The sequence below is a fragment of the Ochrobactrum sp. SFR4 genome (assembly GCF_019730395.1).
In the GTDB taxonomy this organism is placed as follows: Bacteria; Pseudomonadota; Alphaproteobacteria; order Rhizobiales; family Rhizobiaceae; genus Pseudochrobactrum.
The window spans coordinates 129,792-153,173 of record NZ_JAAPBB010000002.1 but is presented as its reverse complement, the minus strand read 5'-3'; the positions used below and the strand labels follow the sequence as shown (position 1 = coordinate 153,173).

Sequence of the window (23,382 nt, the reverse complement as noted above, 5' to 3'; positions counted from 1 at the left end):
CCTCTTACCTCTTATCCGTTAACGCGCTGTGCATCGCTCACACAGGCGCTTTCTTTTAATTGCGTAATAATGCGGTTGAGATGTTTGAGATCCCAAACCTCAAGATCCATAATCATTTCTGTAAAATCAGGCGCGGTGCGTACCATGGAAAGATTGTGGATATTGGTATCATTGACTGAAATAACCTGCGCAATCTCTGCCAGTGACCCTGGCGAGTTAATAGCGGAGACGGAGATACGCGCAGGAAAACGCTCATGCATTTCGCCGTCAATATCCCAGCGCACATCAATCCAGCGCTCCGGCTGGTCATCATAGGCGGTCAATGCAGAAGACTGGATCGGATAGATAGTGATCCCGACACCCGGCTGCAAAATTCCGACAATACGATCGCCCGGAACTGCGCCTTCCGGCGCGAAACGTACCGGCAGATCCGAATTTGCACCGCGGATCGGCACAGCATGATTTTGCGCTGCCGCCTGCTTTTGCACATCCTCAGTGCTACCACCCTCCGGTACCTTAAAGATCATACCGGCAGCATTTTGCAGGTTAAACCAGCCCTTCTCGCCGGTTTTCGCAGGGCTGCCCGTTGTCACGCGCGTATCCTGATAATCCGGATAAACCGCTTTCAGCACATCGCCGGAAGCCAGCTCACCGCGACCAACCGCTGCAAATACATCTTCGATATCTTTGCGTGCCAGTCGTGCCAGTGCAGGCTTGAGCAAATCCTTGCTGAACGGCTTGTTACCGCGCTCGAATGCCCGCTCCAGAATACGCATACCCAGACCGGAATATTGCTTGCGAACAGCAGCGCGGGTTGCACGGCGGATTGCCGAACGCGCCTTACCGGTAACCACAATGGATTCCCATGCTGCAGGCGGCACCTGTGATTTGGAGCGGATAATATCCACCTCATCGCCGTTTTTCAGCTCGGTCATCAGCGGCATCATGCGGCCGTTGATCTTCACACCAACGGTGGAGTCGCCAATATCCGTATGCACCGCATAGGCAAAATCAATTGGTGTTGCACCACGCGGCAAAGCAATCAGGCGGCCTTTCGGCGTGAAGCAGAAAACCTGATCCTGAAACAATTCCAGCTTGGTATGTTCGAGAAATTCTTCCGGATTATCACCTTCAGACAGGGCTTCAATCGTACGGCGCAGCCATGCATAGGCATTGGATTCTGTTGAAATCGCGGTCGGCACCGTATTGCTGCGGCCGTCTTTATAAATCGAATGGGCTGCCACGCCATATTCCGCCACATCATCCATGGCGCGGGTGCGGATTTGCAGCTCTACACGCTGACGGGACGGCCCGATAATTGTGGTGTGGATCGAACGGTAATCATTCTGTTTCGGCGTTGAAATATAATCTTTGAAACGCCCCGGCACCATTGACCAAGTGCGGTGAATAATCCCCAGCGCCTTGTAACAATCATCAACACTATCAACGATTACGCGGAAGCCGAAAATATCGGACAACTGCTCGAAAGACAGGCCTTTGGTTTCCATTTTACGGAAAACCGACCATGGCTTTTTCTGCCGGCTGGAAACATCAGAATGCAGGCCTTTTTCAGCAAACAATGTCGCCAGATCTGTCTCAATTTTACTGAGAAGACCACGGTTCTTTTCCATCAGCTCCGCAAGACGGTCAGTCACCGCACGCCATGCTTCCGGATTAATATAACGGAATGCCAGTTCTTCCAGCTCTTCACGCATGTCCTGCATACCCATGCGACCGGCCAGCGGCGCATAAATATCCATGGTTTCTTCGGCAATGCGCAGACGTTTGTCTTCGCGCATCACACCAAGGGTGCGCATATTGTGCAAACGGTCAGCCAGTTTCACCAGCAACACGCGCACATCGTCGGAAATCGCCAGCAGAAGTTTGCGCAGATTTTCCGCCTGTACGGCTTTTTTGGAAACCAGATCAAGTTTTTTAAGCTTGGTCAGACCTTCAACCAACTTGCCGATTTCAGGGCCAAACAGCTGGTCAATCTCAGCACGGGTCGCATCGGTATCTTCAATTGTGTCATGCAGCAGCGCAATGGCAATGGTTGCCTCATCAAGACGCATATCTGTGAGGATTGCCGCAACTTCCAGCGGATGGGAAAAATACGGATCGCCGGACGCACGTTTCTGACTGCCATGTTTCTGCATCGCATAAACATAAGCCTTATTCAGCAGCGCCTCATTCACATCAGGCTTATAGTGCTGCACCCGCTCAACCAGCTCATATTGGCGCATCATCAGCCTGCTCTCCTCTTACCCGCACATTCAACAAATCATACATAACGACACCGGCGCCACGACTCCGGAATTTACCGTAAAACGCAACCGGCACAAAGCACTACAGATTTTAAAGTATCTAATAATCCGGCATGTTCCGGCATTTTTCATGCGGCATTTTAACGGCCAAAGCATAATTTCTTAAACTTGAATCAGTTGAAGTTAAAATAATGCTCTTAATTTAAGTGTTAGATCGAGTTTTGTACGCACAAAATAAAGCGCCGCAGAGTGATCTGCAGCGCTTTAATAATCCGATCTTTACTGATACCGGCAACCTGAAAACAAAGCCGGATATCTGTTGAAACAGCTTAAAGCGCCTCAACAAAAATCAGTAATCGTCGCTTTTCTCCGGTGCAACCAGACCTTCGATACCAGCAAGCAGATCTTCTTCGCTCATGCTGTCGAATGTCACAATGTCTTCAGCGCCGACAACAACTTCACCGCCCAGCTCATCCAGAGCGCCGCTGATCTGCAATGGTGCCGGCGCTTCCGGTTCGTCAATTTCCACATGCTTCTGCAGCGAATGGATCAGGTCTTCTTTCAGATCACCCGGTGACAGGGTCTCGTCAGCGATTTCACGCAACGCAACAACCGGGTTTTTATCGTTGTCGCGATCAATGGTAATCTGACCGCCCTGTGAGATCTGACGTGCACGATGGCTGGCAAGCAGAACCAGCTCAAAGCGGTTGTCTACCTTGTCAACGCAATCCTCAACGGTAACGCGGGCCATGGATGCCCCTTTCATATCTCAAAATTAATTCAGGAATTCCCGATTTCCATAACGCCACTTGACACAAAAAACAAGCAAAAGCGCACATAGAGTCGTTTTTGATTTTCTATATCTGTGCGCAAACACAGCTCTGCCCGCCACTAACCTTCATCTTTCCGTCACAAAACCCCACAGAATCGCTCCCGATCTTTTAAAAACTTCACTGTTCCGAGGTCCTTCAAACGGATGCAATAAAGTCCTCTAAATCGTTTATACTCTTGCTCCCAAATGAATAGATTTCATTTATATGATATTTGTGATATCTTAATCACACATTTTCCCTGACTTTTCCAAATACGACAATAAAAACAACCTGTGATTGCTTGCCTTTCTGTAGATGCGCCTTAGAACGCAAACTAGGAGAGGCTTTTTTCAAAACTAAAAATTGAAAAGTGCGGACAATTAATCAGCAAAATATTATTTGCTGAAGAATGGATAATTATCAAAATGTTTGATTCACGCGAAAAAATCGCGCTTTTTATCGATGGCGCCAATCTTTACGCTGCATCCAAGACACTTGGCTTTGATATTGATTACCGCAAATTGTTGAAAGCTTTTCAGAAGCGCGGTTACTTACTGCGTGCTTATTACTATACTGCACTTGTTGAAGATCAGGAATATTCATCCATTCGTCCCCTGATCGACTGGCTCGACTACAATGGCTACAAAGTCATTACCAAAGCTGCCAAAGAATTTACTGATGCAACCGGCCGCCGCAAGGTAAAGGGCAATATGGATATCGAACTTGCTGTCGATGCCATGCAACTGACTGAAACTGTCGATCATTTTGTGATCTTCTCCGGTGACGGCGATTTCCGCTGCCTCGTAGAAGCTTTGCAGCGTCGCGGCCGCAAAGTGAGTGTTGTTTCAACACTCACAACACAGCCGCCAATGATTTCCGATGAATTGCGTCGTCAGGCAGACCATTTCCTTGATCTGGTAACTCTGAAGTCTGAAATCAGCCGCGAAGCCAGTGAGCGTCCGGCCCGCCGCTTTGAAGAGGAAGAAGAGCTGTACTAAGCTCTTCTGACCGCTTTGCAGTATCCGGAACCATCCCGCGATTGCGCTTTCTGCCCCCGCCTTCACGACTTTATTCAAGTCTGGCGGGGCAATGAGCCTTCATGGCATAATGCTCCGGTTCCTGCTTTTCTGCCGACAGATCCGCAGAACAGTGCAACAGCAGTTTGCACCACGACCCTGCCCGCTTTTGCCGAACGGGCACGCCTGCTGATTATCGGCCTTGCACCGGGTTTACGCGGTGCCAACCGCACCGGCCGCCCTTTTACCGGTGATTATGCGGGTGACCTGCTCTATTCCACATTGAAAGATTATGGCTTCGCTCAGGGTAATTTCGAAGCGCGCCCTGATGATACATTGACGCTCAATGATTGCGCCATCGTCAATGCCGTTCGCTGTGTGCCGCCGGAGAACAAACCGACCGGCGCCGAGATCAATACCTGCCGCCAGTTTTTATCACCGTTTATTACCGGCCTGCCTAACTTGCAGGCGATTGTCACGCTTGGCACCATTGCCCATCAATCGACAATCCGTGCCCTTGGCCAGCCGGTCTCAAAACATAAATTCGGCCATGGCGCGCAAACAGATATCGGAAAGCTGCGCATTTTCTCCAGCTACCACTGCTCGCGCTACAACACCAATACCGGCGTTCTCACAGAGGCCATGTTCCGTAACGTATTCAGCAATGTGCGCGACTATCTGAACGACAATCCCCAGAAATAAGCTCATAAAAAAACCCTGTCTCAAACAGGGTTTTAATCTTTCGGGGATCACCCGCGATCACGGAGCAATCGTGATTTTTCACGATTCCAGTCACGGTTCTTTTCTGTCTCGCGTTTGTCATGCAATTTCTTACCGCGTGCCAGAGCGATTTCGAGCTTCGCACGGCCACGCTCATTGAAATAGAGTTTCAACGGCACAACTGTCATCCCGTCACGGGCGATGGAATTGGCCAGACGCACAATCTCTCTCTCGCTGAGCAATAATTTGCGCAACCGCCGCGGATCATGATTGAAACGATTGCCTTGCGTATATTCAGGAATATAGGAATTAATCAGCCAGAACGCATCATTCTCAAAGCTGGCATAGCTTTCAGCGATATTCGCCTGATTGGAACGCAAAGATTTAACCTCGGTTCCCGAGAGAACGAGGCCCGCTTCAATCACTTCAAGTATCTCGAAATTATAACGCGCTTTGCGGTTATCTGCGATGACTTTGCGTGCAGGTGCATTTTTTTTCGTATTCATGGCAGCAATATATATCTGATCCGCAACTTTACTAGAGCATTTCACAGTCAAGCTGGATGAACTTGACGACCGTGATAATGCGACCACTATAGAATCCAGAGTTTTTCCGGCTTAAACTGAAGCAAGCTGAATATAAAAAAGCCTGCCGGTTCAATACTCATGTACCGGCAGGCGATAGATGATTTGCAGCAAAATAAACAGCGTAAACTGTTCAGTTATGCCGGATGCGCAGGGTTAGAGCATAATTCCTTAGACTTGAATCAATTAAAGGTAAAATTATGCTCTAATTTTAAAGTGTTAGAGCGGCCTTTGTGTGCCAAGTCTGGCACACGGCGCTCTAGTGATTCAGCAAGCCTGCATGACGCAGCGCCGCATCGATTTTCTCTGCAGTTTCAGCCTCTACCGGCATCAAAGGCAAACGCAGGTGATTAGTAATGCGTCCGGTACGTGCCAGTGCATATTTCACACCAGACGGGTTCGGCTCCATGAACAAGGCCTTGTGCAGCGGCATCAGACGATCCTGAATTGTCAGTGCTGTTGCATAATCACCGGCCAGACAGGCTTCCTGAAACTGCGCGCAAAGACGTGGTGCAATATTGGATGTTACAGAAATACAGCCGCGTCCGCCATGAGCGTTGAAACCCAGAGCCGTTGCATCTTCGCCGGACAACTGAATAAAGTCCGTACCACAAGTTGCACGCTGCTCTGAGACACGCTCAATTTTACCGGTTGCATCCTTTACGCCAACAATATTCTTATGATCACGCACAAGCGCGCCCATAGTTTCCGGTGTCATATCAATGATCGAGCGTCCCGGAATATTATAGATCACCAGCGGAATAGAAATCGCTTTGGCAACAGCGGAAAAATGCGCATACAGCCCGCGCTGATTTGGCTTATTATAATAAGGTGTCACAACCAGAACAGCATCAGCACCAGCGCTTTGTGCGTGCTGGGCAAGCTCAATGGCTTCAACAGTATTATTAGAACCGGCGCCGGCTATAACCTGCGCACGGCCTTTCGCTTCTTCAACGCAAACCTCGATTACCCGTTTATGCTCATCATGGGACAGTGTCGGAGTTTCGCCAGTTGTACCAACCGGTACAAAGCCATGCGTCCCCTCCTCGATCTGCCAGTTTACAAGGCCACGGAACGCTTTTTCGTCAAAACCACCCTGTTCTGTAAAAGGTGTGACGATAGCCGTGATTGAGCCCTTAAGCATCGGGTACTCCCAAAAGTTTGCCTGTGTTTTAATATGAATTACATATCAGCGAAAAATCGACCGATAATGCAGTTTATTACGCCGGACTTTCAATCCGGAATAGTATGCTCTAATTTCAAAGTGTTAGAGCGGGTTTTGTGCGCCCGATCGGGTGCACCACGCTCTATTATTGAAGATCAGATATGCAGAAGGAAATCCGGCCTGACATAATCAGCCCCGCATCTCCGGACAGTTTTCAATTTTCCAAAATCAAAAAAGCCCTGCTCTGACAGTATGTAATTTCAAACCGCATATATGATGATTTCTAATATACAGCCTATAAGAATGTTATTATATTCACTACAAATGCCATAGAACGACCATCCATACAGGCCTTGCAGCCGCATACAGAATGATGGCACCACCACCTGTTCGTGAAAAGTGCTGCACCATAGTCCTGCACAACTGCTGCATCAAGCAAATTTACACATATTCATGAGCATTTCATCGCTATGATAAATATAAACGCATATTTCGTCACTCCGACGAAATGTTTTACGCATATCGACGAAAACCTGTTAGCAAGTGATTTGCATTTTATCCCCAACCTTCTGAGAAACATCAGTCAATACCGGCAAAATTGGGGCGCAAATCACGATGAATTTATTGTTAAAAACCATACCACCCCGTCTTTCAGGTAAGGCTTCATTAACATTGCCTTCACAGGTATGGCTTATATTCCGGTGACAGAGCGTGCTCCGTATAATCTGATCTACAGTGCTCGCTCCATCTTTTAATTCAACGCATGTCTTGCCTCCAAAACCGGCATCCACTTTTGGGAGACATGCTCTGGAAAGACCGGCAGCATTCAAAAGCATATTCAGAGCCTCTGAACACATAAAACAATTTTTCGATAACTCTCAGTTTTCACTCGGATATCTTAAAAATCTGCCTTAAATTTGCTTCAACAGGGTTATAACGGATTTGTAATGCGTAAATTTGCACTTTTCGGACAGCGACCAGATCAGTTTTTTTTAGCCCTTACACTTTTAAGTGCAAGCATGGCGGGAAATGTACTGACAGCCAGCGCTCAGGAAGCTGAGAATGTGCCGACGCCTTTGCTGCGCCCTTTTGCACCAACGGCAATGCGTAATATGCCTGCTCCGATGATGCGGCCGGATCCGACGACCACTGCCACCATACCACGCACACAGGCGCCGGCCGCTATGAGCGGCAGCCTGAAAACCGCGCTGGATGCCCTGTCTTCAAAAGATGCACGCCGTGCGCTGGCAATCCGCAATGGCATGTCCGCCAGTGATCTCGACCGCCATATCCTGACATGGGCTCTGGCCTTGTCCGGTGCTGACGGCTTGTCGAGTGCTGACTATGTTGCGGCTGCCGCAGAATTGCGCGACTGGCCTGGCATGACAACAGTTCAGCGCAACACTGAACGGGCACTTTACCGTGAAAACGCCTCTGCGAACACAATTCTTTCCTATCTCGGAAACCGTAAGCCACAAACTACGGAAGGTATGATCCTGCTGGGTCGTGCTTATCTTGCCAGCGGAAACCGTGCTCAGGCACGCCAGTTACTTGCCCCATGGTGGGCGCGTGCCAAGCTCGATACAAAAGATGAAACGCTGATTTTACGCGAATTTTCCGGCGTATTGACCAAAGAGGATCATCAGGCACGTTTTCTGCGCATGCTTTATGATAACCGCCTGTCATCAGCATCACGCTTAGCCGCATCAGCCAATGCGGAATCGCTTTATGCAGCATATGTCTCAGTCAGCAAGCGTGCACCGGATGCGGCACAAAAGCTCAATGCTGTACATAGTTCATGGCAGTCAAATCCTGCGTTTTTGTTTGCAAAAATCCAGTATCTGCGCCGTTCTGAACGCTATACGGAAGCCGCCAATCTGATGCTGAAGGCACCGCGAGATGCCAAATCCCTGGTTGATCCGGATGCATGGTGGATTGAGCGCCGCGTTTTATCCCGTGAATTGCTGGATATCGGTAAACCGCAAATCGCTTATCGCTTAGCCGCAGCACACAGTGCGGAAACACCGACAATGTCTGCAGATGCAGAATTCCATGCGGGCTGGTATGCTCTGCGTGCATTGAATGATGCCTCTACCGCGCAGAAACATTTTAGCCGTATTGCCGAAATTTCCTCGCGTCCGATGTCAGCATCCCGCGCCTATTACTGGATGGGTCGTGCCGCAGAAGCCGGTGGTGGCGGCAATGCAAAGCAGATGTATCAGCGCGCATCCTATTACGGTACATCATTTTACGGCCAGCTGGCTGCAGCCAAACTTGGTAATAATGTTCTGCAGCTGCCTTATCCGAAACCAAGCGCTGCAGACCGTGAGCGTTTTGACAGCCGTGAACCGGTTCGCGCAATCCGCCGACTGGAATCCATCGGTTATGGCAATCGGGCACAGAGCCTGTACATAAACATGGCGCAGGAATTGAGCAGCACAGGGGAACTGGCTCTTCTCGCCGTTATGGCCGAGCGAAACAGCAATCATTACCTGTCTCTGCGTGTCGGCAAGATCGCAGCCGGTCGCGGCCTTGATGTCGGTGCATTATCTCATCCGACCGGTGCCATTCCGGCCAATGCGAATATTAAAGGCTCCGGCGCCGCCCTCGCCTATGCGATAGCCCGTCAGGAAAGCGAATTCAATATTTCAGCAGTTTCCAGCGCCGGTGCGCGTGGCCTGCTACAATTGTTACCGGGAACAGCAAAAGGCGTTGCCCAGCGCGCAGGTCTTGCTTATTCCGATAAGCGCCTGACCACGGATGCCGCTTATAATGCTACTTTAGGTGCGCATTATCTCGGTGAACAGATTGAGCGTTTCAACGGTTCTTATATCCTGACTTTTGCCGGATATAATGCAGGCCCGAGACGCGCCAGTGAATGGATTGCCAAATATGGTGATCCGCGCGGGCAGAATCTCGATCAGGTTGTCGACTGGATCGAGCGTATTCCATACACAGAAACCCGTAACTATGTGCAGCGGGTGATGGAGAATTACGCCGTTTATAAATCCCGTCTCTATGGCAATGCCAATATTCAGCAGGATCTGGTAAGCGGTCGTCGCGGTTAAATTTTCCGGTAATTTTTGGCTATAACTATCAAAAAAGCCGCGCTGTGAACGTACAGCGCGGCTTTTTTGTATGGAATATCCAACTTTTCCAGCCCGAAATATCTTACAATTTAAGATGTTCCGGAGAAAACAACGGAGATAATATTATTTTCTTACAGGGATGAATGCGCACAGAGCCGTCATCAGCCAACCGCCAATCATCAAAGTACCGCCTGTCGGCGCGGCCATAGCGAACAATCTGTTGCCTGTCAGATCACGCAGAATCAAATCACCAGCAAATAAGACAAGACCGAGCAACACGAGAATACCAGCCCAGTAAATGGCGCGACTGCGTACACTTAAAAAAGAAAAACCAAAAAAAGCAGCTGCATGCCCCAGCAAAATCGGCGCTACAACACCTAAAAACGCATGATCGCCGTGTGCAGATGCTGCATAGCTTGTCATTGCAGCAGCACCGGATAAACCGGAGAAAAACAGAAACAGACGTTCAACGCCAGCAGTCATTTTCATAAATCCTGTAATTTGATTATCTGCCCGTCATCAATGCAGATAAGCGCAACTTTAATCAATGGCTGTCGTCAAAGAGTCCGTATCAAAGCGCATTCTTACTCAGGAAAACAATGCTTCTATAACAGTTTAGAGCAGATCATCAAGTTCGCCCGACTACCGAGAACTGATCTTTCTGAATGACGGACATGTATGTTTTATAAATCCGCAACATCATTCCGGTTTCCTGAGTACAACATACTGCCGTTAGTATCCTCCAAATCAGCTAACCAGTACGACAGGAAACAGCATAAATTACTCTGAATTGCCTAGCGAACTTCCAGCACCTTTACACAGCTGTCTAAATCATTGGTCGCAAGATGGGCATAACGCATTGTCATCTGCAATGTCTGATGACCAAGCCACATCTGAACACGACGAATATCAATACCGCCGCGCACAAGGCGCGATGCGCATGTATGACGGAGAATATGCGGCACAACCTGTGTATCTGTACCAAGCCCGACTTCATATTTGGCATCATTCCACACTGCGCGGAATTCGACCTGCGTCAGCATAGAAAACGGCCCTTTATGACGCTCAACCGGTATTTTACAGGTTTTTCTGGCACGTTTGGTCAAGGGAACAGTACGGCTCCGGTTCGACTTGGTAAGCCAGAAAGTGACACGCGGATCGTGTAAATCATTCCAGGTCAGGCCGATTGCTTCACCAAGACGGCAACCTGTATCGACCAAAAATACGGCCAGACGATAGCTGTTTTCGCAACGCGCTTTAATCGCCGCGAAAAGACGTGCTTCTTCTTCAAGTTCAAGAAAACGAATTCGCCCTGCCCGTTCCTTCTGACGAATGAATTCCGGCAGGCTAAAGATGTCCCCCATCTTATACGCCTTTCGCAACAACTTGCTGAGTGCAGCCATTTTTCTATTAATGGTTGCATTGCTGTTATTGCGTTCACGCAGGGAACCGATAATTCTGTCGAGCATTTCCTGACTAAAGCCGCTGAAACGCTCCCCCTTCAGAATTTCATTAATTTCACCAAGAAACAATCTCACATTATATTTATGCGACCCGTCGTCCCATAAAATATTGAGATAGCGCTCGGACAAATCAGTAACTGAGTACTGATTCACAATGCGATGTGTTTTTGTATTGGATGACGTAAAACTGAGATTATAGCCCATTACAGGCGTAAAATTCTCAGAATTTTCGAAAGAAATGTCCCGATTCAGCTCCATCATAAGGCCCCCCAGCCGTTTGATCGACTTGGAGCTTTAGAACCAATAAGAACATAACACAAGTCTGAGTAACATTTTTGTGAGGTCAGCATGATAAAACCACTCTGGTTGAGTTTCTGAAATGCCCCCTCGAAAAGTCTTAGTCCGCCCCATCAATACAAAAATTTACATCTGGTATTTGTATAAGCGCATCTCGTTAAAGATGGTCCCCGCTTGAACGCCCCGTGTGAGACGAAAATACCAGCGACATAGCCGCTGGTATCTTTTTTTAAACTAAACCAATGGTTTAGAAAGAACGCTGGAAGCGGATCATACCACCGAAAGCATCCTTAGGAGCTCCACCAAGTACGCGTACTGGGTGATCACCCTTCCAAGAGGTGTAGTTGATTTCTGGAGTGATGGTGAAACCTGGAACCAGCTGATAAGCTACGTTTGCAGCAACAGCGGTTTTACCCCAATCTTCGTAAGCAGCCTGTACGTTGATGGTAGCTTTGTCAGTTGCTTTGAACTTCGCGCCACCCCAGACGGCCCAATCGCCGCCCCAGTTACCATACATGCCGATTGGAGCTTCGTAAGAAGCATAGCCGCCCTGTACCCATACGGAGAACTGGTCTGTTACGTTTACGTCGAGGCGGATCTTACCTGCCCATTCTTCGATTTCTGCATCATAAGCTGCAACACCGGCGATCGAACCCCAAGCCTGTTCGAACTTCAAACCACCAACAACGTGTGGCATGTAATCGTCGATTACAGCGTCATAAGCGAGCGGAAGTGAATTGCCATGGCTGAAAGCTTTAGCTTTTTCACCCTGTTCGGCGGAGATGATTGCCGAGAAACCGTTACCGCCTGTGAAGGTGTAGCTAACCAGATTGGTATTGTAGAGACCTGCGCTTACCACGTCATCGTTGATGATGTCGCCGAGGTAACCGGTAAAGCTATGGAAAGCTGAGTCAGTTTTACCGAGCATCAGGCCGCCCAGCTGAATGTAAGCATGCTTCAGAGTATGGCTGCCCTGTTCGCCGTCACCGAAGTTGAAACGGTTTTCGGTGAAAGTTTTCAGAGTACCGAGTTCAGTTTCCGAAGCAGTGTGTGTGCGCAGCGTGAAACGGGTGTTTGTACCCCAAGTGTCGCTGTCCTTGCCGGAATAAGGATCATCACCAGCAGACGCATCAAAACGAACATAACCGGAGATGCGCAGGCAAGTTTCTGTGCCCGGAATGTAAAAGTAGCCAGCGCCGTAAGCGTCGCAAACGCGTACATATTCTACAGCTTCTGGTTCTGGTGCAACGATGGCGTCGGCAGCCTGAGCGCCGGATACTGCAACGAGAGCTGCAGCGGAGCCGAGAAGAAGGCTCTTAATGTTCATTTCTGACCTCCAGTCAGAAACATGCATCATCCAATAAAAATCAATATTTTCAATAAGTTATTAAAACGACCAGAATTATTTATTTTTGAACGTCTAAAATCGGTAGTCAAAAAATACGGGATAAAAGCGTGTAAAAAACAAAAAAACCGGCAAGAATAAATTCTGCCAGCTGCCTGTAAGCCATTCTATCAATGAAACAATGGCGGAGAGGATGGGATTCGAACCCATGATACCCTTCCGGGTATACTCCCTTAGCAGGGGAGCGCCTTCGACCACTCGGCCACCTCTCCGGTAAAGGCGCAATAGCCGGTAATAATCATGAGTTCAAGCACTTTACGCATCAGGAGCAAAAAAATCTTATCCATCAACAGGCGGAATTCAAAAAAGGCATTAAATTCTGATAGTTTTACGCTCTTTCTGCCCTCTAAAAAGAGAAGCCGGCTTCAAAATGCATAGAAACGGAATCAAAATCACAGAATCAAAGCCCTTGGTATCAGGTAACCGATTCACTGACGCGAACAGGGCAAATCACTTGCCAGTTTTATGTCTTAAGGAGGATGAAACCAGGCAGATCAATTCAAGTCCTCCCCGGGACGTGGCGCTGTTTCAGCCTGTGGAAACATCAGAAAACCCCGCAAAAGCAGCAATTTTTCGTTAATTTATTTTAATAAATATAAACAAAACATAAATAAAATCCGGTACCTAGGGTGTGTTTCGTGTCTTTTCTGCAACACGATATGCCGATAGCAACATCTTACCCCCTACTTATGCGTTTTCAGTGTTGCAACGAAACTGAGCACGAGTATCTTGAGGGCAGAAGAAGGAGCGCTTCGGTAGCGACTTTTTCACCCAAGGGGATGGGGACAGGTTGTCCTTCAGCCAAAACAAAATGCCCAGACCCATTTAAAACTTTGACTGGAGGTCAGAAATGAACATTAAGAGCCTTCTTCTCGGCTCCGCTGCCGCTCTCGTTGCAGCAACCGGCGCTCAGGCTGCCGACGCCATCGTTGCACCAGAACCAGAAGCTGTAGAATATGTACGCGTTTGCGACGCTTACGGCGCTGGCTACTTCTACATTCCAGGCACAGAAACCTGCCTGCGTCTTTCCGGTTATGTTCGCGCTGACTTCAAAGGCGGCGACGATGTGTACACTGGTCGTGACCGTAAGACATGGTCGACCAACACCCGTTTCACACTGCGTACACACACAGCGACTGAAACCGAACTCGGCACTCTGAAGACCTTCACCGAAAACCGTTTTGAATTCGGCGACGGCGCAAACAAACAGAACAAGCTGAAATATGCTTACATCGAACTGGGCGGTCTGCGCATCGGTAAAGATGAATCCGCATTCCACACATTCTCCGGCTACCTCGGCGATGTAATCAACGATGACGTTGTATCGCCAGGCGCATACGACACCAACCTGATCAGCTACACCTTCACCGGTGGTAACGGCTTCTCGGCAATCATCTCTGCCGAACAGGGTGAAAAAGTTACAGCATTCTCCGACATCAACGGCAACGTTTATGACGGCGTAATCGACGACTACATGCCACACGTTGTTGGTGGTCTGAAGTTCGAACAGGCTTGGGGTTCGATCGCTGGTGTTGCAGCTTACGACTCTGAAATCGAAGAGTGGGCTGGTAAAGTTCGCCTCGATGTAAACGTAACTGACGTATTCTCCGTATGGGTACAGGGCGGTTACGCTTCTTATGAAGAAGCTGTTGGCATGTACGGCAACTGGGGCGGCGATTGGGCTGTCTGGGGTGGTCTGAAGTACAAGGCAACCGACAAAGCTACTTTCAACCTGCAGGCTGCTTACGAAGATTTCGGCAAACAGGCTTACACTGCAAACGTAGCTTACCAGCTGGTTCCAGGCTTCACAATTACTCCTGAAGTTTCCTACACCAAATGGAAAGACACCGACAAGTATGCTACAGCTGTTCGCGGCGAAGATGCTTGGGGTGGTATGATCCGCTTCCAGCGTTCTTTCTAAGTTTTACGACTTAGAACAGACCGTAAGGTTAAAGAAAACCCGGCAGCTCACGCTGCCGGGTTTTCTGTTTTGTACGCCCTAAAACGCGTCGCGTTTAATTGTATCCGCTGCACTCGCTCTGCCTCTTTATTTTGCGCCTGTTGTTATCATAAAACCGGCCCCACTTTTCCGCGACATGCTCTAAAACTGACTTTAAATAACAAGCGGTATTTATATGTCTGGTCTTTATCCCCACGCTTTATAATGCGTGGCATTTTGTAGTCGCCGGTGATCTGCTATATTTTACAGCACACTTATCCTCTGCACTGCTTTAAAACAGCTAATGATAATCAGCAGGCTTATCAGGATAAATCAGAATGTATCCGCATTCATTTGCCCTGCCCGACACGTTTCACAAGGAGAATTATATGGATTTTTTACTCTGGATCGCCCTGATCGGTGTAATCGTATTCTTCCTTGGTTTAATTTACAGCAAGCTTACGACGGCAAAGGCAAAGCAACCGGCAGCAAGCATTATCCCGCCTGCAACAGCAGTCACGCCCAAGAGCAAAGAGCCTGAGAAAAAACCGGCTCCCGCAGCACCGGTGAAGGCAAGCCCATCCAAACAAGAGAGTGCGGCACAACCGGTCATTAAAACACCGGCTGCAACAGAAACCACCGAAGCCACGCAAAAGATTGTACCGGATGCGGAACCGGTCGGCCCTGCCCATAGTCCCGTTCTTCATATTGCATCTAAAGTTGCGGAAACAAATCCTGCCGAAGCAGTTGCAGCGCCCTCACCGGCAGCAGAAACGCCGGCACCGCCAGCCCCTTCCGAACCGGAGCGCCTGAAGAAACCGCGACAGGATAAAGCTGACGATCTGACCCAGATTACCGGTATAGGGAACGCAATTCAGACCAAATTATATAATGCCGGTATTTTCCATTATGACCAGCTTACCGATCTGAATACGGATCAGATCACATGGCTGAACCGCACCACCGGTTTTGCCGGACGTGCTGAACGGGAAAACTGGGTTGCTCAAGCAAAGAAACTGATGAGTAAAGCTGCTGCTGCAGAAGCGCCAAAGCGTGCGGTTAAAAAAGTAACAAAACCCGCCGCGGTAAAAGCCAAATCCAAACCCGCAAAGAAAACTGAAAAAGCCTGAAGCACGTTTTGGCAGGTGTGTTGAATTCAGCGCAAAATGCAATCTTTACAAAAAGACCCGCTTCAAAACTGAGGCGGGTCTTTTTATTTTCATAGTTTAGGCCTGATAAATAGATCAGGAATTGCCCTTCAGACGTGCATTGCAAAGGCTGTAATAACCGCCGCCCTTCTGGATCCAGCGCAGACCATTCAGAGAATTCGCGCTCTTATTGGCATAATACTGATCCAAACAGGTTTTCATACGCTGCTTGCCTTCAGTTTCAGTCGCATATTTTGCAGAAACCGCAGACGGGAATTTAACACCGCTTGGCGCAGCAACAGTCGGAGCTGCCGGCTCTTTTGTTGATACGGATGTTACTTTTTCAGGGTCAGCACCAGGGCCGCATTCAGCCTTACGGAAAGCATTCCATTTCAGACCGGTCGCCAGACCTGTTTCCTGCGCTGCTTTATATTTTGCAGAGCACTGCTGCATTGTCAGCCCCTTAGCGGCATCTGCGCTATCAGCAGCAGGAGCTTGTTTGGCAGGCTTTGCAGCAGTTGTTGCCGGTTTCGCCGGAGCAGCCGGTGCCGGAGTTGCAGCCGCATCAGTGCCACACTGCGCTTTACGGAAATCATTCCATTTCATCGTACCCAGTGTACCGGCATCTTTTGCAGCCTGATATTTCGTGCTGCATTCTGCCATTGTCAGCGCACTTGCCGGTGAAGACAGCACAAAGACGGCCATTCCTGTCAGCAATGCTGCACCGCCAAGGCGGCTGAGAGTTTGAATTTTCATCTCTGTTCTCCTGATTAGGTTTTAAAACACTGTGCCTAAAGCGTTTTTCTGTCAATATCGTATAATATTCCGCACGCAAAACCTTTTCACAATTTCTGAAAAGTGTTGACGCGTTGTGAGACAGCATCGTGATTGTTTATATTGTAGCCCTCAAACATAGCATTTTTATAATATCCTGAGATGCAACAAATTATAAATCAGATGCATTCTTGCGCAGTAAATCACGCTCAACTGCCCTTTTTAACTTGGCTTATACATATTCTCCCTAACCACCGCATCTTTGCCTCAGGCATAATATCCGCGCAATTATTGGCATATAAAAAGCCGGATTTTGCTTATAAATCGCTATTGCCGGACTAAAAATAACAATTTTCTCACCGCTGATTTTGCACAGATTATCGGCTAAATAATGCCTGTAGCAGAGATCAATGAAGGCTCTGCTATTTTTCAGTTTTCTTTTAAACAATATCCTGTCCGACGTTTAAAATACGCCGCAGCAGCATGTTGCAGGGTCTTTTTTCATGGCTGAAGTCACAACTCCGGATGCGATTCCGGCTCTATCACCAATATCTGTGACCGAGAGACACCGCTTCTATGAAGATGTTGTGGCGATGCTGATCGGCACCAGCTTTGTCAGCCTCGGACTAACTCTTTATGCGCAAGCCAAACTGATGACCGGCAGCACAGCCGGTGTGGCTCTTCTCGTGCATTACGCAACCAACTGGCAGTTTGCTCTGGTATTTTTCCTTATCAACCTGCCTTTTTATTATCTGGCTATCAAGCGCATGGGCTGGCGCTTCACAATCCGCACCTTTGTGGCGGTAGCACTGATGTCGCTCTTTACGCGGCTGTTCCCGATGTGGGTGGATTTCTCCAACCTGCAACCGGTTTTTGCAGCTTTTATGGGCGGCACTCTGATGGGAATGGGCGTGCTTGCCCTGTTCCGCCACCGTGCCGGTGTCGGCGGCATCAATATTCTGGCTCTTTATTTGCAGGATAATTACAATATCCGCGCAGGCTGGTCGCAGCTTACTCTGGATCTGCTACTGATGGCTGTATCGCTGTTTTACCTGTCCCCGCAACAGGTTGCGATTTCGCTGATCGGCGCTGTGGTCATGAATGTTATTATTGCAATCAACCACAAGCCCGGCCGGTATCTGGCCACAAGCTGACAAAGCCGTTATCTGGCCACAAGTTAAAGTGAAGTCGGTATCTGGCTACAAGTTAGAAGAAACCGGATGGCGGGATCAGTGACGCGCCATCCATTCGCGTGCCTCACGCAAGGCGCGTACCAGTTCCGGCTTGCTCATCATTTCTGACAATTTACTACGCATTGGCAGAGCGCGGTCATCACCGCGGATGGCAGCAATATTAAACCATTTATAAGCCTCGATGCGGTCTGCCACGCAATCACGCCCTGCATAATACATCATGCCGGTTTCAAACAGCATTTCGGCCTGCATGGCATTGATATTATTCTCTGACTTTGTGCTGAAACGTGCAAACATTATTCTTATCCTGTCCTGTTAAACTGCGGTCCGCTTAAAGCCGGAAAGGCCGTGCAGATCTCTGCTGTTGTTATGAACAAGATGACGGAAAGAATTGAAACCGCCGTTAAATACCATCCTTAACGGCCAATCAACAAAATCCCAACAATGGGTAAATATCAGAATTCATTAAGAATAACTCTGCTGGTTTTGCGGGACTTCTGCAAAAATCACGGTTTTTATGCGCAAGAAAATTTAAACCTGCCGCTAACCAATAATCACATCAGCTGGTTACGATGTGTAAAAGCGGTGCGATTGCCACAGCGCAAAATCGGCTCTTTTCAAGTGTCATTCTTTGGATTACGTTTACGTGAGCGTAAACAATATGCCATCACATATTACGCATCTTCGGGAGGAACTGATGAAGAAAATCTTGTTTGCAATGACAGCCCTGACACTGTCGTTCGGCCCTGCTCTGGCAGCGGAACCAATTGTCGGCACGTGGAAACGCACATCCGGCACTATCATTGAATATAAAAGCTGCGGCGGCGAGGATTATTGCGGCACCGTGCTGAACGGTGAGTATAAAGGCAAATCCATCGGCAAGATGAACGGTAAAGACGGCAGCTATAAAGGCACCGTCAATAAGCTTGACGAAGGCAAGACCTATTCCGGCAAAGCCAGTGTCAGCGGCAGCACTTTATCGCTGGCCGGTTGTGTGGCAGGCGGACTGATCTGCAAGACCGAAAAACTGGCACGCCAGTAAGACAAATGAAAAGCGTTGCGGATGATGATCGCGCAACGCTTTGTTTTATAGTCAGCGCGCTTTCTGATTAAACAAAACGCTCTGCGCAGCTTTATCCGTAGCAAGATTGCTCTTCTCACGCTCGGCTTTGCCCAGCTCCATACCGCGCTGCACCGCTGCACGGGCTGTGACCGCTTCGTACCAGCGTTTCAGATTCGGGAAATCTTCCAGCTTCTGGTCATAGTTTTTATAGGCACTGATCCAGCCCACACAGGCCATATCCGCAATGGAATAATCACCGGCAATATAATCGCGGCCTTCAAGCTGGCGGTTCAGCACGCCGTAGAGCCGGTTCACTTCATTCGTATAGCGGTTAATACCATATTCGACCTTTTCCGGTGCATAGACACGGAAATGTCCTGCCTGACCGGACATTGGTCCAAGACCGCCCATCTGCCACATCAGCCATTCATCGACGGCTACGCGCTTGCGTTCATCAGCCGGATAAAATTTACCGAATTTACGCCCCAGATATTGCAGAATAGCGCCGGATTCAAAAACCGAAATCGGCTGGCCGCCCGGCCCTTCGGGATCAATAATCGCTGGCATACGGTTATTCGGTGCGATTTTCAAAAATGACGGCTCGAACTGATCGCCTTTACCGATATTCACATATTTCACTTCATAAGGAACACCCAGTTCCTCCAGCATGATGCTGATCTTCCAGCCGTTTGGCGTCGGCCAGTAATAAAGTTCAATCGGCTTCGTCTGGGTTTTAGGATCGGCACTCATAGAGATCTGCTCCTGACTAGAGCGCCGGAGCCCCGTCGGGCGCACAAAAATCGCTCTAACACTTTAAAATGAGAGCATAATTTCAACTGGAAATGATTCAAGTTTAAGAAATTATGCTCTGGTTAAACCGGTAAGGACAAACAGCATGATTATATGCGTGATTGTCCGGCAATAAACAATATATAGTCACGACTACAGATTAGGCAATCCATAAAACCAAATTTCGTTTCACGTTGAAAAATATATGCTTAATGCAATTTCAGGAATTTGAACGCCCGATGAACGCCCCTCTCAGCAAGAGTTCAGCCCGCGACCGTTAGTTTACGGATAACAGGATCATTTCTGACCAGACTGTGTCGCACATTATCATATCCGCAGCGACATGTTCGACCAAAGGGGGCTAAGCGATGTTGTATCACCGGTTTACCATTATCAGCCTGTTCGCACTCGGCACGGTATTTCTCAGCCTGCTGCTGATGAATGAAAATCATACAAACCGCACCGGTCATCTGGCTCAGACATTATCGCATTCTTTCCTGAAAACCGAAATCTCCCGCCCTGCACAAGCCGTTACACTCACAAAATCACAGGAAAAGGAGATGCTGCCATGATGTCCGCGAATTTTCTCAGCACTCTGACCGACACATGCTATCTCGCCATGCGCATTGCGGTGTTCAGCTTATTCTTCGTAGCGCCTGTTGCTGCTTTTACCGGCATTGCCGCCAATACCGGCGGAAAAGTTACAGCAACCGGTCTGGTTCTTGTTGTCAGCCTGCAGAAATAATTCCCGCATTTAACCATTCTGCAAAACCGGAGCCACAGCATAAAGCTTGCCATATAAACTGTAAGAATTCCGGCTTATAGTAGCGCATGAGCAAAAGAATCGACACTTTTTCGGGCAACCCTGTTTCAGATCTGATTTCTGCGGGCATAGCCACACCGGAGCCAGTCGCTCCTCAATCATTTACGGATGCCCGCGCTGCGGTTGACGCATTGCGTGCTCTCTATGACCGGAATACTGCCTTTCTGCGCGATGCCTTTCATAAGGTTGCCAAAGGCGAAGTTGCACCGCAGCGTTTCCGCGCGTTCTACCCTGAGCTTTGCTTTTCAACTGCCAGCTTCGCTCATGTGGATACGCGTCTGGCCTATGGCCATGTGAGCCTGCCGGGTGAATATGCCACCACGCTGACCCGTCCCGATCTTTTTGACAGTTACCTGATGGAACAAATCCGTCTGCTGATTAAAAATCATGGTGTGCCGGTCACCGTTCAGGAATCCACCACACCGATCCCGCTGCATTTTGCCTTTCTGGAAGGCACTTATGTAGAATCATCTGTATCCGATGCTTTCAAATATCCGCTGCGTGATATGTTTGATGTACCGGATCTCGGCAATACCGATGACAGTATTGCCAATGGTGATACCGAGTTCCAGACTTTGGAAGTCATGCCGCTGGCACCGTTTACCGGTCAGCGTGTGGATTATTCTTTGCAACGCCTGTCGCATTACACCGCGACCAGTCCGTCGCATTTCCAGAACTATGTGCTTTTCACAAACTATCAGTTCTATATGGACGAGTTCTGCACCTATGCCCGCAAACTAATGGCAGAAGGCGGCGGCGGCTTCACCAAATTTGTTGAACCGGGCAACCTGATTACCTTTGCCGGTAACAACTCCCCTTCACAAGGTGCAGAACCTGCGCGCCTGCCGCAAATGCCGGCTTATCATCTGGTCAAGCCGGATGGTTCGGGCATTACAATGGTCAATATCGGTGTCGGCCCGTCCAATGCCAAAACCATTACCGATCATATTGCCGTATTGCGCCCGCATGCATGGCTGATGCTTGGCCACTGCGCCGGTTTGCGCAACAGCCAGCAGCTCGGCGATTATGTGCTTGCTCATGCTTATGTGCGTGAGGATCATGTTCTTGATGATGATCTGCCGATCTGGGTGCCGATCCCTGCACTGGCAGAAATTCAGGTTGCTCTGGAAGATGCGGTGGAGGAAATCACCGGTCTTGAGGGCTATGAACTGAAACGCATCATGCGTACCGGCACCGTTGCCACGATTGACAACCGTAACTGGGAATTGCGTGATCAGCGCGGCCCTGTACAGCGGCTCTCCCAGTCCCGCGCTGTGGCTCTGGATATGGAATCTGCCACGATCGCGGCCAATGGCTTCCGCTTCCGCGTGCCTTACGGTACTTTGCTCTGTGTGTCTGACAAGCCGCTGCATGGCGAGCTGAAATTGCCGGGCATGGCGACCGACTTCTACAAGAAACAGGTTGCACAGCATTTGCAGATCGGCATCCGCGCAATGGAAAAAATTGCTGCCATGCCGCAAGACCGTCTGCATTCACGCAAATTGCGCAGCTTCTTCGAGACTGCATTCCAGTAAACGCTTCAATCAACACTGCTCTGCAAGATTGTTTACAGAGCAGTGCGCCTTGATAAAGCTGCTTTTCACAGCCAACAGTGCTGTCATTCTTGTTTCTCTTGCTCTGTGGTCTCTATGTCCGGTGAAAAACTAACTCCTGCTTCAAAACGCACATCTCCCCTGCTCTTTGCACTGCTGATCTTTTTAGTCCTGCTCTCGGTTCCACTGGTACTGGGATTCTTTGGCCGTGTGCATCCGGCTCTGGATAGTTTTGCGCATTTTCGCGCCCATATTGCAGCAATCATGGCTCTTGGCGGGATTTTTCTGCTTTTCACCAGCCTGCGCCGTGAAGCGGCAATGGTGACACTGCTCGGCCTCAGCGCCTTTTCAACAACGGTGAACTGGGCCGGTTCTTCACAGCCGGCAACGGCGCAAGACGGGAATGTCACCTACCGGCTGATGCAGATTAATCTGCTGCAAAATAATGCTGATCCGAAAGCTCTGTTGCAGGCTGTTGCCCGCAACAATCCGGATATCATCACCTATCAGGAAGGCTCTGAGCAGTGGCAGCCATGGCTTAAAATACTGGAAGGCAACTATCCTTACCGTCACCAATGCGGCACATTGCCGAAAAAATGGGGCGTCGGCATTCTCTCGCGCCGTCCTTTTGCCGATTTCGGCTCTCCGGTCTGCACCGGTGACGGCGTATTGGCCACCGCTCTTGTTAATCTTGGCGGTACCAATGTGCTGGTCTCGTCATTGCATCAGTCTTGGCCATGGCCGTTTAAACAGGTACAGCAGTTTGAAATGCTGCGCCCTGCATTGGAGCCTATGGCCAATCCTCACGGTATTCCGGTGATTATTGCCGGTGATTTCAATGCTGCCCCGTGGAGTTACAATCTGCGCCAGTACGAAATGCTCACCGAGACCAAACGCATTGCTGGTGCAGGTGCGACATGGCTGACAACCCGTCTGCCGGATAGCCTGCGCCACTGGGTCGGATTACCGATCGATCATATTCTCATCAACGAGACTGTGAAACTACACAATATCCGCACCGGTGAAGCGCTCGGCTCAGACCATTTTCCGTTACTGCTGGAGTTTTCAGTTCCGACTTCAGTTTCCGAACCGGCGGAAGACAGCCCGCAAACGGCACCGGAAGCCGTCAGCATCTGACGCTGATTTCTCAATAAAAAACGGCGCCTTTCAGGGCGCCGTTTTTGTATTATTCATGTTTACTCAAACCGGACCCGCCGACATTTTTCTGGCGGCAGTCGAGACAGACACGGCTTAATACTGCAAATATTACATATTTGCGTAAACC

Annotated in this window: 22 protein-coding genes and 1 tRNA gene; 11 read left to right on the top strand and 12 right to left on the bottom strand. The window is 49.1% G+C overall.

Features of this window, described 5'->3' with window-relative positions:
- Positions 1-11: 11 nt before the first annotated feature.
- Together HBA93_RS02940 and rpoZ are read right to left on the bottom strand one after the other, a co-directional pair.
- Positions 12-2,246 (bottom strand): RelA/SpoT family protein, encoded by a 2,235-nt coding sequence (locus HBA93_RS02940; protein ID WP_121992881.1) that lies wholly within the window; start codon positions 2,244-2,246, stop codon positions 12-14.
- Between the two features lie 367 nt (positions 2,247-2,613).
- Positions 2,614-3,015 carry a DNA-directed RNA polymerase subunit omega gene (gene rpoZ, locus HBA93_RS02935; RefSeq protein WP_022711960.1) on the bottom strand — a complete coding sequence of 134 codons (402 nt, stop codon included), beginning with the start codon at positions 3,013-3,015 and terminating at the stop codon, positions 2,614-2,616.
- Between the two features lie 486 nt (positions 3,016-3,501).
- On the opposite strand from rpoZ, the gene HBA93_RS02930 reads away from it, so the two are divergent.
- Both HBA93_RS02930 and HBA93_RS02925 read left to right on the top strand, forming a co-directional pair.
- Complete coding sequence (locus tag HBA93_RS02930; protein WP_022711959.1) at positions 3,502-4,074, top strand: LabA-like NYN domain-containing protein; 573 nt, start codon at positions 3,502-3,504, stop codon at positions 4,072-4,074.
- A 15-nt stretch (positions 4,075-4,089) separates the two neighbouring features.
- Positions 4,090-4,794, top strand: coding sequence for a uracil-DNA glycosylase (locus HBA93_RS02925; RefSeq protein ID WP_221722286.1), 705 nt, complete (start codon positions 4,090-4,092; stop codon positions 4,792-4,794).
- A gap of 47 nt (positions 4,795-4,841) precedes the next feature.
- Here HBA93_RS02925 and smpB read toward each other — a convergent pair whose 3' ends face one another.
- From smpB to HBA93_RS02910, 3 genes are all read right to left on the bottom strand, one after another.
- Positions 4,842-5,318 (bottom strand): SsrA-binding protein SmpB, encoded by a 477-nt coding sequence (smpB, locus tag HBA93_RS02920; protein ID WP_121992884.1) that lies wholly within the window; start codon positions 5,316-5,318, stop codon positions 4,842-4,844.
- 337 nt (positions 5,319-5,655) lie between these two features.
- Complete coding sequence (gene dapA / locus HBA93_RS02915; protein ID WP_122092916.1) at positions 5,656-6,540, bottom strand: 4-hydroxy-tetrahydrodipicolinate synthase; 885 nt, start codon at positions 6,538-6,540, stop codon at positions 5,656-5,658.
- Between the two features lie 557 nt (positions 6,541-7,097).
- Positions 7,098-7,397, bottom strand: coding sequence for a hypothetical protein (locus HBA93_RS02910; protein ID WP_221722285.1), 300 nt, complete (start codon positions 7,395-7,397; stop codon positions 7,098-7,100).
- A 183-nt stretch (positions 7,398-7,580) separates the two neighbouring features.
- Here HBA93_RS02910 and HBA93_RS02905 point away from each other — a divergent pair, with 183 nt between their 5' ends.
- Complete coding sequence (locus tag HBA93_RS02905) at positions 7,581-9,629, top strand: lytic transglycosylase domain-containing protein (protein WP_121992967.1); 2,049 nt, start codon at positions 7,581-7,583, stop codon at positions 9,627-9,629.
- A 144-nt stretch (positions 9,630-9,773) separates the two neighbouring features.
- Here HBA93_RS02905 and HBA93_RS02900 read toward each other — a convergent pair whose 3' ends face one another.
- The 4 genes from HBA93_RS02900 to HBA93_RS02885 all read right to left on the bottom strand — a co-directional run bounded on the left by HBA93_RS02900 (position 9,774) and on the right by HBA93_RS02885 (position 13,027).
- Complete coding sequence (locus tag HBA93_RS02900) at positions 9,774-10,133, bottom strand: DUF423 domain-containing protein (protein ID WP_502910016.1); 360 nt, start codon at positions 10,131-10,133, stop codon at positions 9,774-9,776.
- 311 nt (positions 10,134-10,444) lie between these two features.
- Positions 10,445-11,371 carry a tyrosine-type recombinase/integrase gene (locus tag HBA93_RS02895; protein ID WP_028233875.1) on the bottom strand — a complete coding sequence of 309 codons (927 nt, stop codon included), beginning with the start codon at positions 11,369-11,371 and terminating at the stop codon, positions 10,445-10,447.
- A 286-nt stretch (positions 11,372-11,657) separates the two neighbouring features.
- The gene (locus HBA93_RS02890; protein WP_221722284.1) at positions 11,658-12,737 is read right to left on the bottom strand and encodes a porin; all 1,080 of its coding nucleotides are present in this window, start codon (positions 12,735-12,737) and stop codon (positions 11,658-11,660) included.
- A 200-nt stretch (positions 12,738-12,937) separates the two neighbouring features.
- A tRNA-Ser gene (locus tag HBA93_RS02885) sits at positions 12,938-13,027 on the bottom strand.
- 638 nt (positions 13,028-13,665) lie between these two features.
- Between HBA93_RS02885 and HBA93_RS02880 the strand changes: the two genes are divergently transcribed.
- Both HBA93_RS02880 and HBA93_RS02875 read left to right on the top strand, forming a co-directional pair.
- Positions 13,666-14,736, top strand: a complete 1,071-nt coding sequence (locus HBA93_RS02880; RefSeq protein ID WP_221722283.1) for a porin — start codon at positions 13,666-13,668, stop codon at positions 14,734-14,736.
- Between the two features lie 407 nt (positions 14,737-15,143).
- Positions 15,144-15,884 carry a helix-hairpin-helix domain-containing protein gene (locus tag HBA93_RS02875; RefSeq protein ID WP_221722282.1) on the top strand — a complete coding sequence of 247 codons (741 nt, stop codon included), beginning with the start codon at positions 15,144-15,146 and terminating at the stop codon, positions 15,882-15,884.
- 114 nt (positions 15,885-15,998) lie between these two features.
- Here the strand turns inward: HBA93_RS02875 and HBA93_RS02870 are convergent, their stop codons facing one another.
- Positions 15,999-16,658 carry an antifreeze protein gene (locus HBA93_RS02870; protein WP_121991685.1) on the bottom strand — a complete coding sequence of 220 codons (660 nt, stop codon included), beginning with the start codon at positions 16,656-16,658 and terminating at the stop codon, positions 15,999-16,001.
- Between the two features lie 521 nt (positions 16,659-17,179).
- Between HBA93_RS02870 and HBA93_RS02865 the strand changes: the two genes are divergently transcribed.
- The gene (locus HBA93_RS02865) at positions 17,180-17,830 is read left to right on the top strand and encodes a YitT family protein (RefSeq protein WP_121991686.1); all 651 of its coding nucleotides are present in this window, start codon (positions 17,180-17,182) and stop codon (positions 17,828-17,830) included.
- Positions 17,831-17,905: 75 nt separating this feature from the next.
- Here HBA93_RS02865 and HBA93_RS02860 read toward each other — a convergent pair whose 3' ends face one another.
- Positions 17,906-18,166, bottom strand: coding sequence for an SEL1-like repeat protein (locus HBA93_RS02860; RefSeq protein ID WP_121991687.1), 261 nt, complete (start codon positions 18,164-18,166; stop codon positions 17,906-17,908).
- A 400-nt stretch (positions 18,167-18,566) separates the two neighbouring features.
- On the opposite strand from HBA93_RS02860, the gene HBA93_RS02855 reads away from it, so the two are divergent.
- Positions 18,567-18,911 carry a DUF2147 domain-containing protein gene (locus tag HBA93_RS02855; protein WP_121991688.1) on the top strand — a complete coding sequence of 115 codons (345 nt, stop codon included), beginning with the start codon at positions 18,567-18,569 and terminating at the stop codon, positions 18,909-18,911.
- 51 nt (positions 18,912-18,962) lie between these two features.
- Here HBA93_RS02855 and HBA93_RS02850 read toward each other — a convergent pair whose 3' ends face one another.
- Complete coding sequence (locus HBA93_RS02850) at positions 18,963-19,682, bottom strand: glutathione S-transferase family protein (protein ID WP_221722281.1); 720 nt, start codon at positions 19,680-19,682, stop codon at positions 18,963-18,965.
- 407 nt (positions 19,683-20,089) lie between these two features.
- Between HBA93_RS02850 and HBA93_RS02845 the strand changes: the two genes are divergently transcribed.
- The 4 genes from HBA93_RS02845 to HBA93_RS02830 all read left to right on the top strand — a co-directional run bounded on the left by HBA93_RS02845 (position 20,090) and on the right by HBA93_RS02830 (position 23,234).
- Positions 20,090-20,293 (top strand): hypothetical protein, encoded by a 204-nt coding sequence (locus HBA93_RS02845; protein WP_121991690.1) that lies wholly within the window; start codon positions 20,090-20,092, stop codon positions 20,291-20,293.
- Positions 20,290-20,466 (top strand): hypothetical protein, encoded by a 177-nt coding sequence (locus tag HBA93_RS02840; protein ID WP_022712261.1) that lies wholly within the window; start codon positions 20,290-20,292, stop codon positions 20,464-20,466. Before HBA93_RS02845 ends, HBA93_RS02840 begins: the two co-directional genes overlap by 4 nt.
- Before the next feature lie 86 nt (positions 20,467-20,552).
- Positions 20,553-22,079: an AMP nucleosidase gene (locus HBA93_RS02835; protein WP_221722280.1), complete on the top strand. Its 1,527-nt coding sequence runs from the start codon at positions 20,553-20,555 to the stop codon at positions 22,077-22,079.
- 114 nt (positions 22,080-22,193) lie between these two features.
- Positions 22,194-23,234: an endonuclease/exonuclease/phosphatase family protein gene (locus tag HBA93_RS02830; protein ID WP_221722279.1), complete on the top strand. Its 1,041-nt coding sequence runs from the start codon at positions 22,194-22,196 to the stop codon at positions 23,232-23,234.
- The last annotated feature ends 148 nt before the right edge of the window (positions 23,235-23,382 follow it).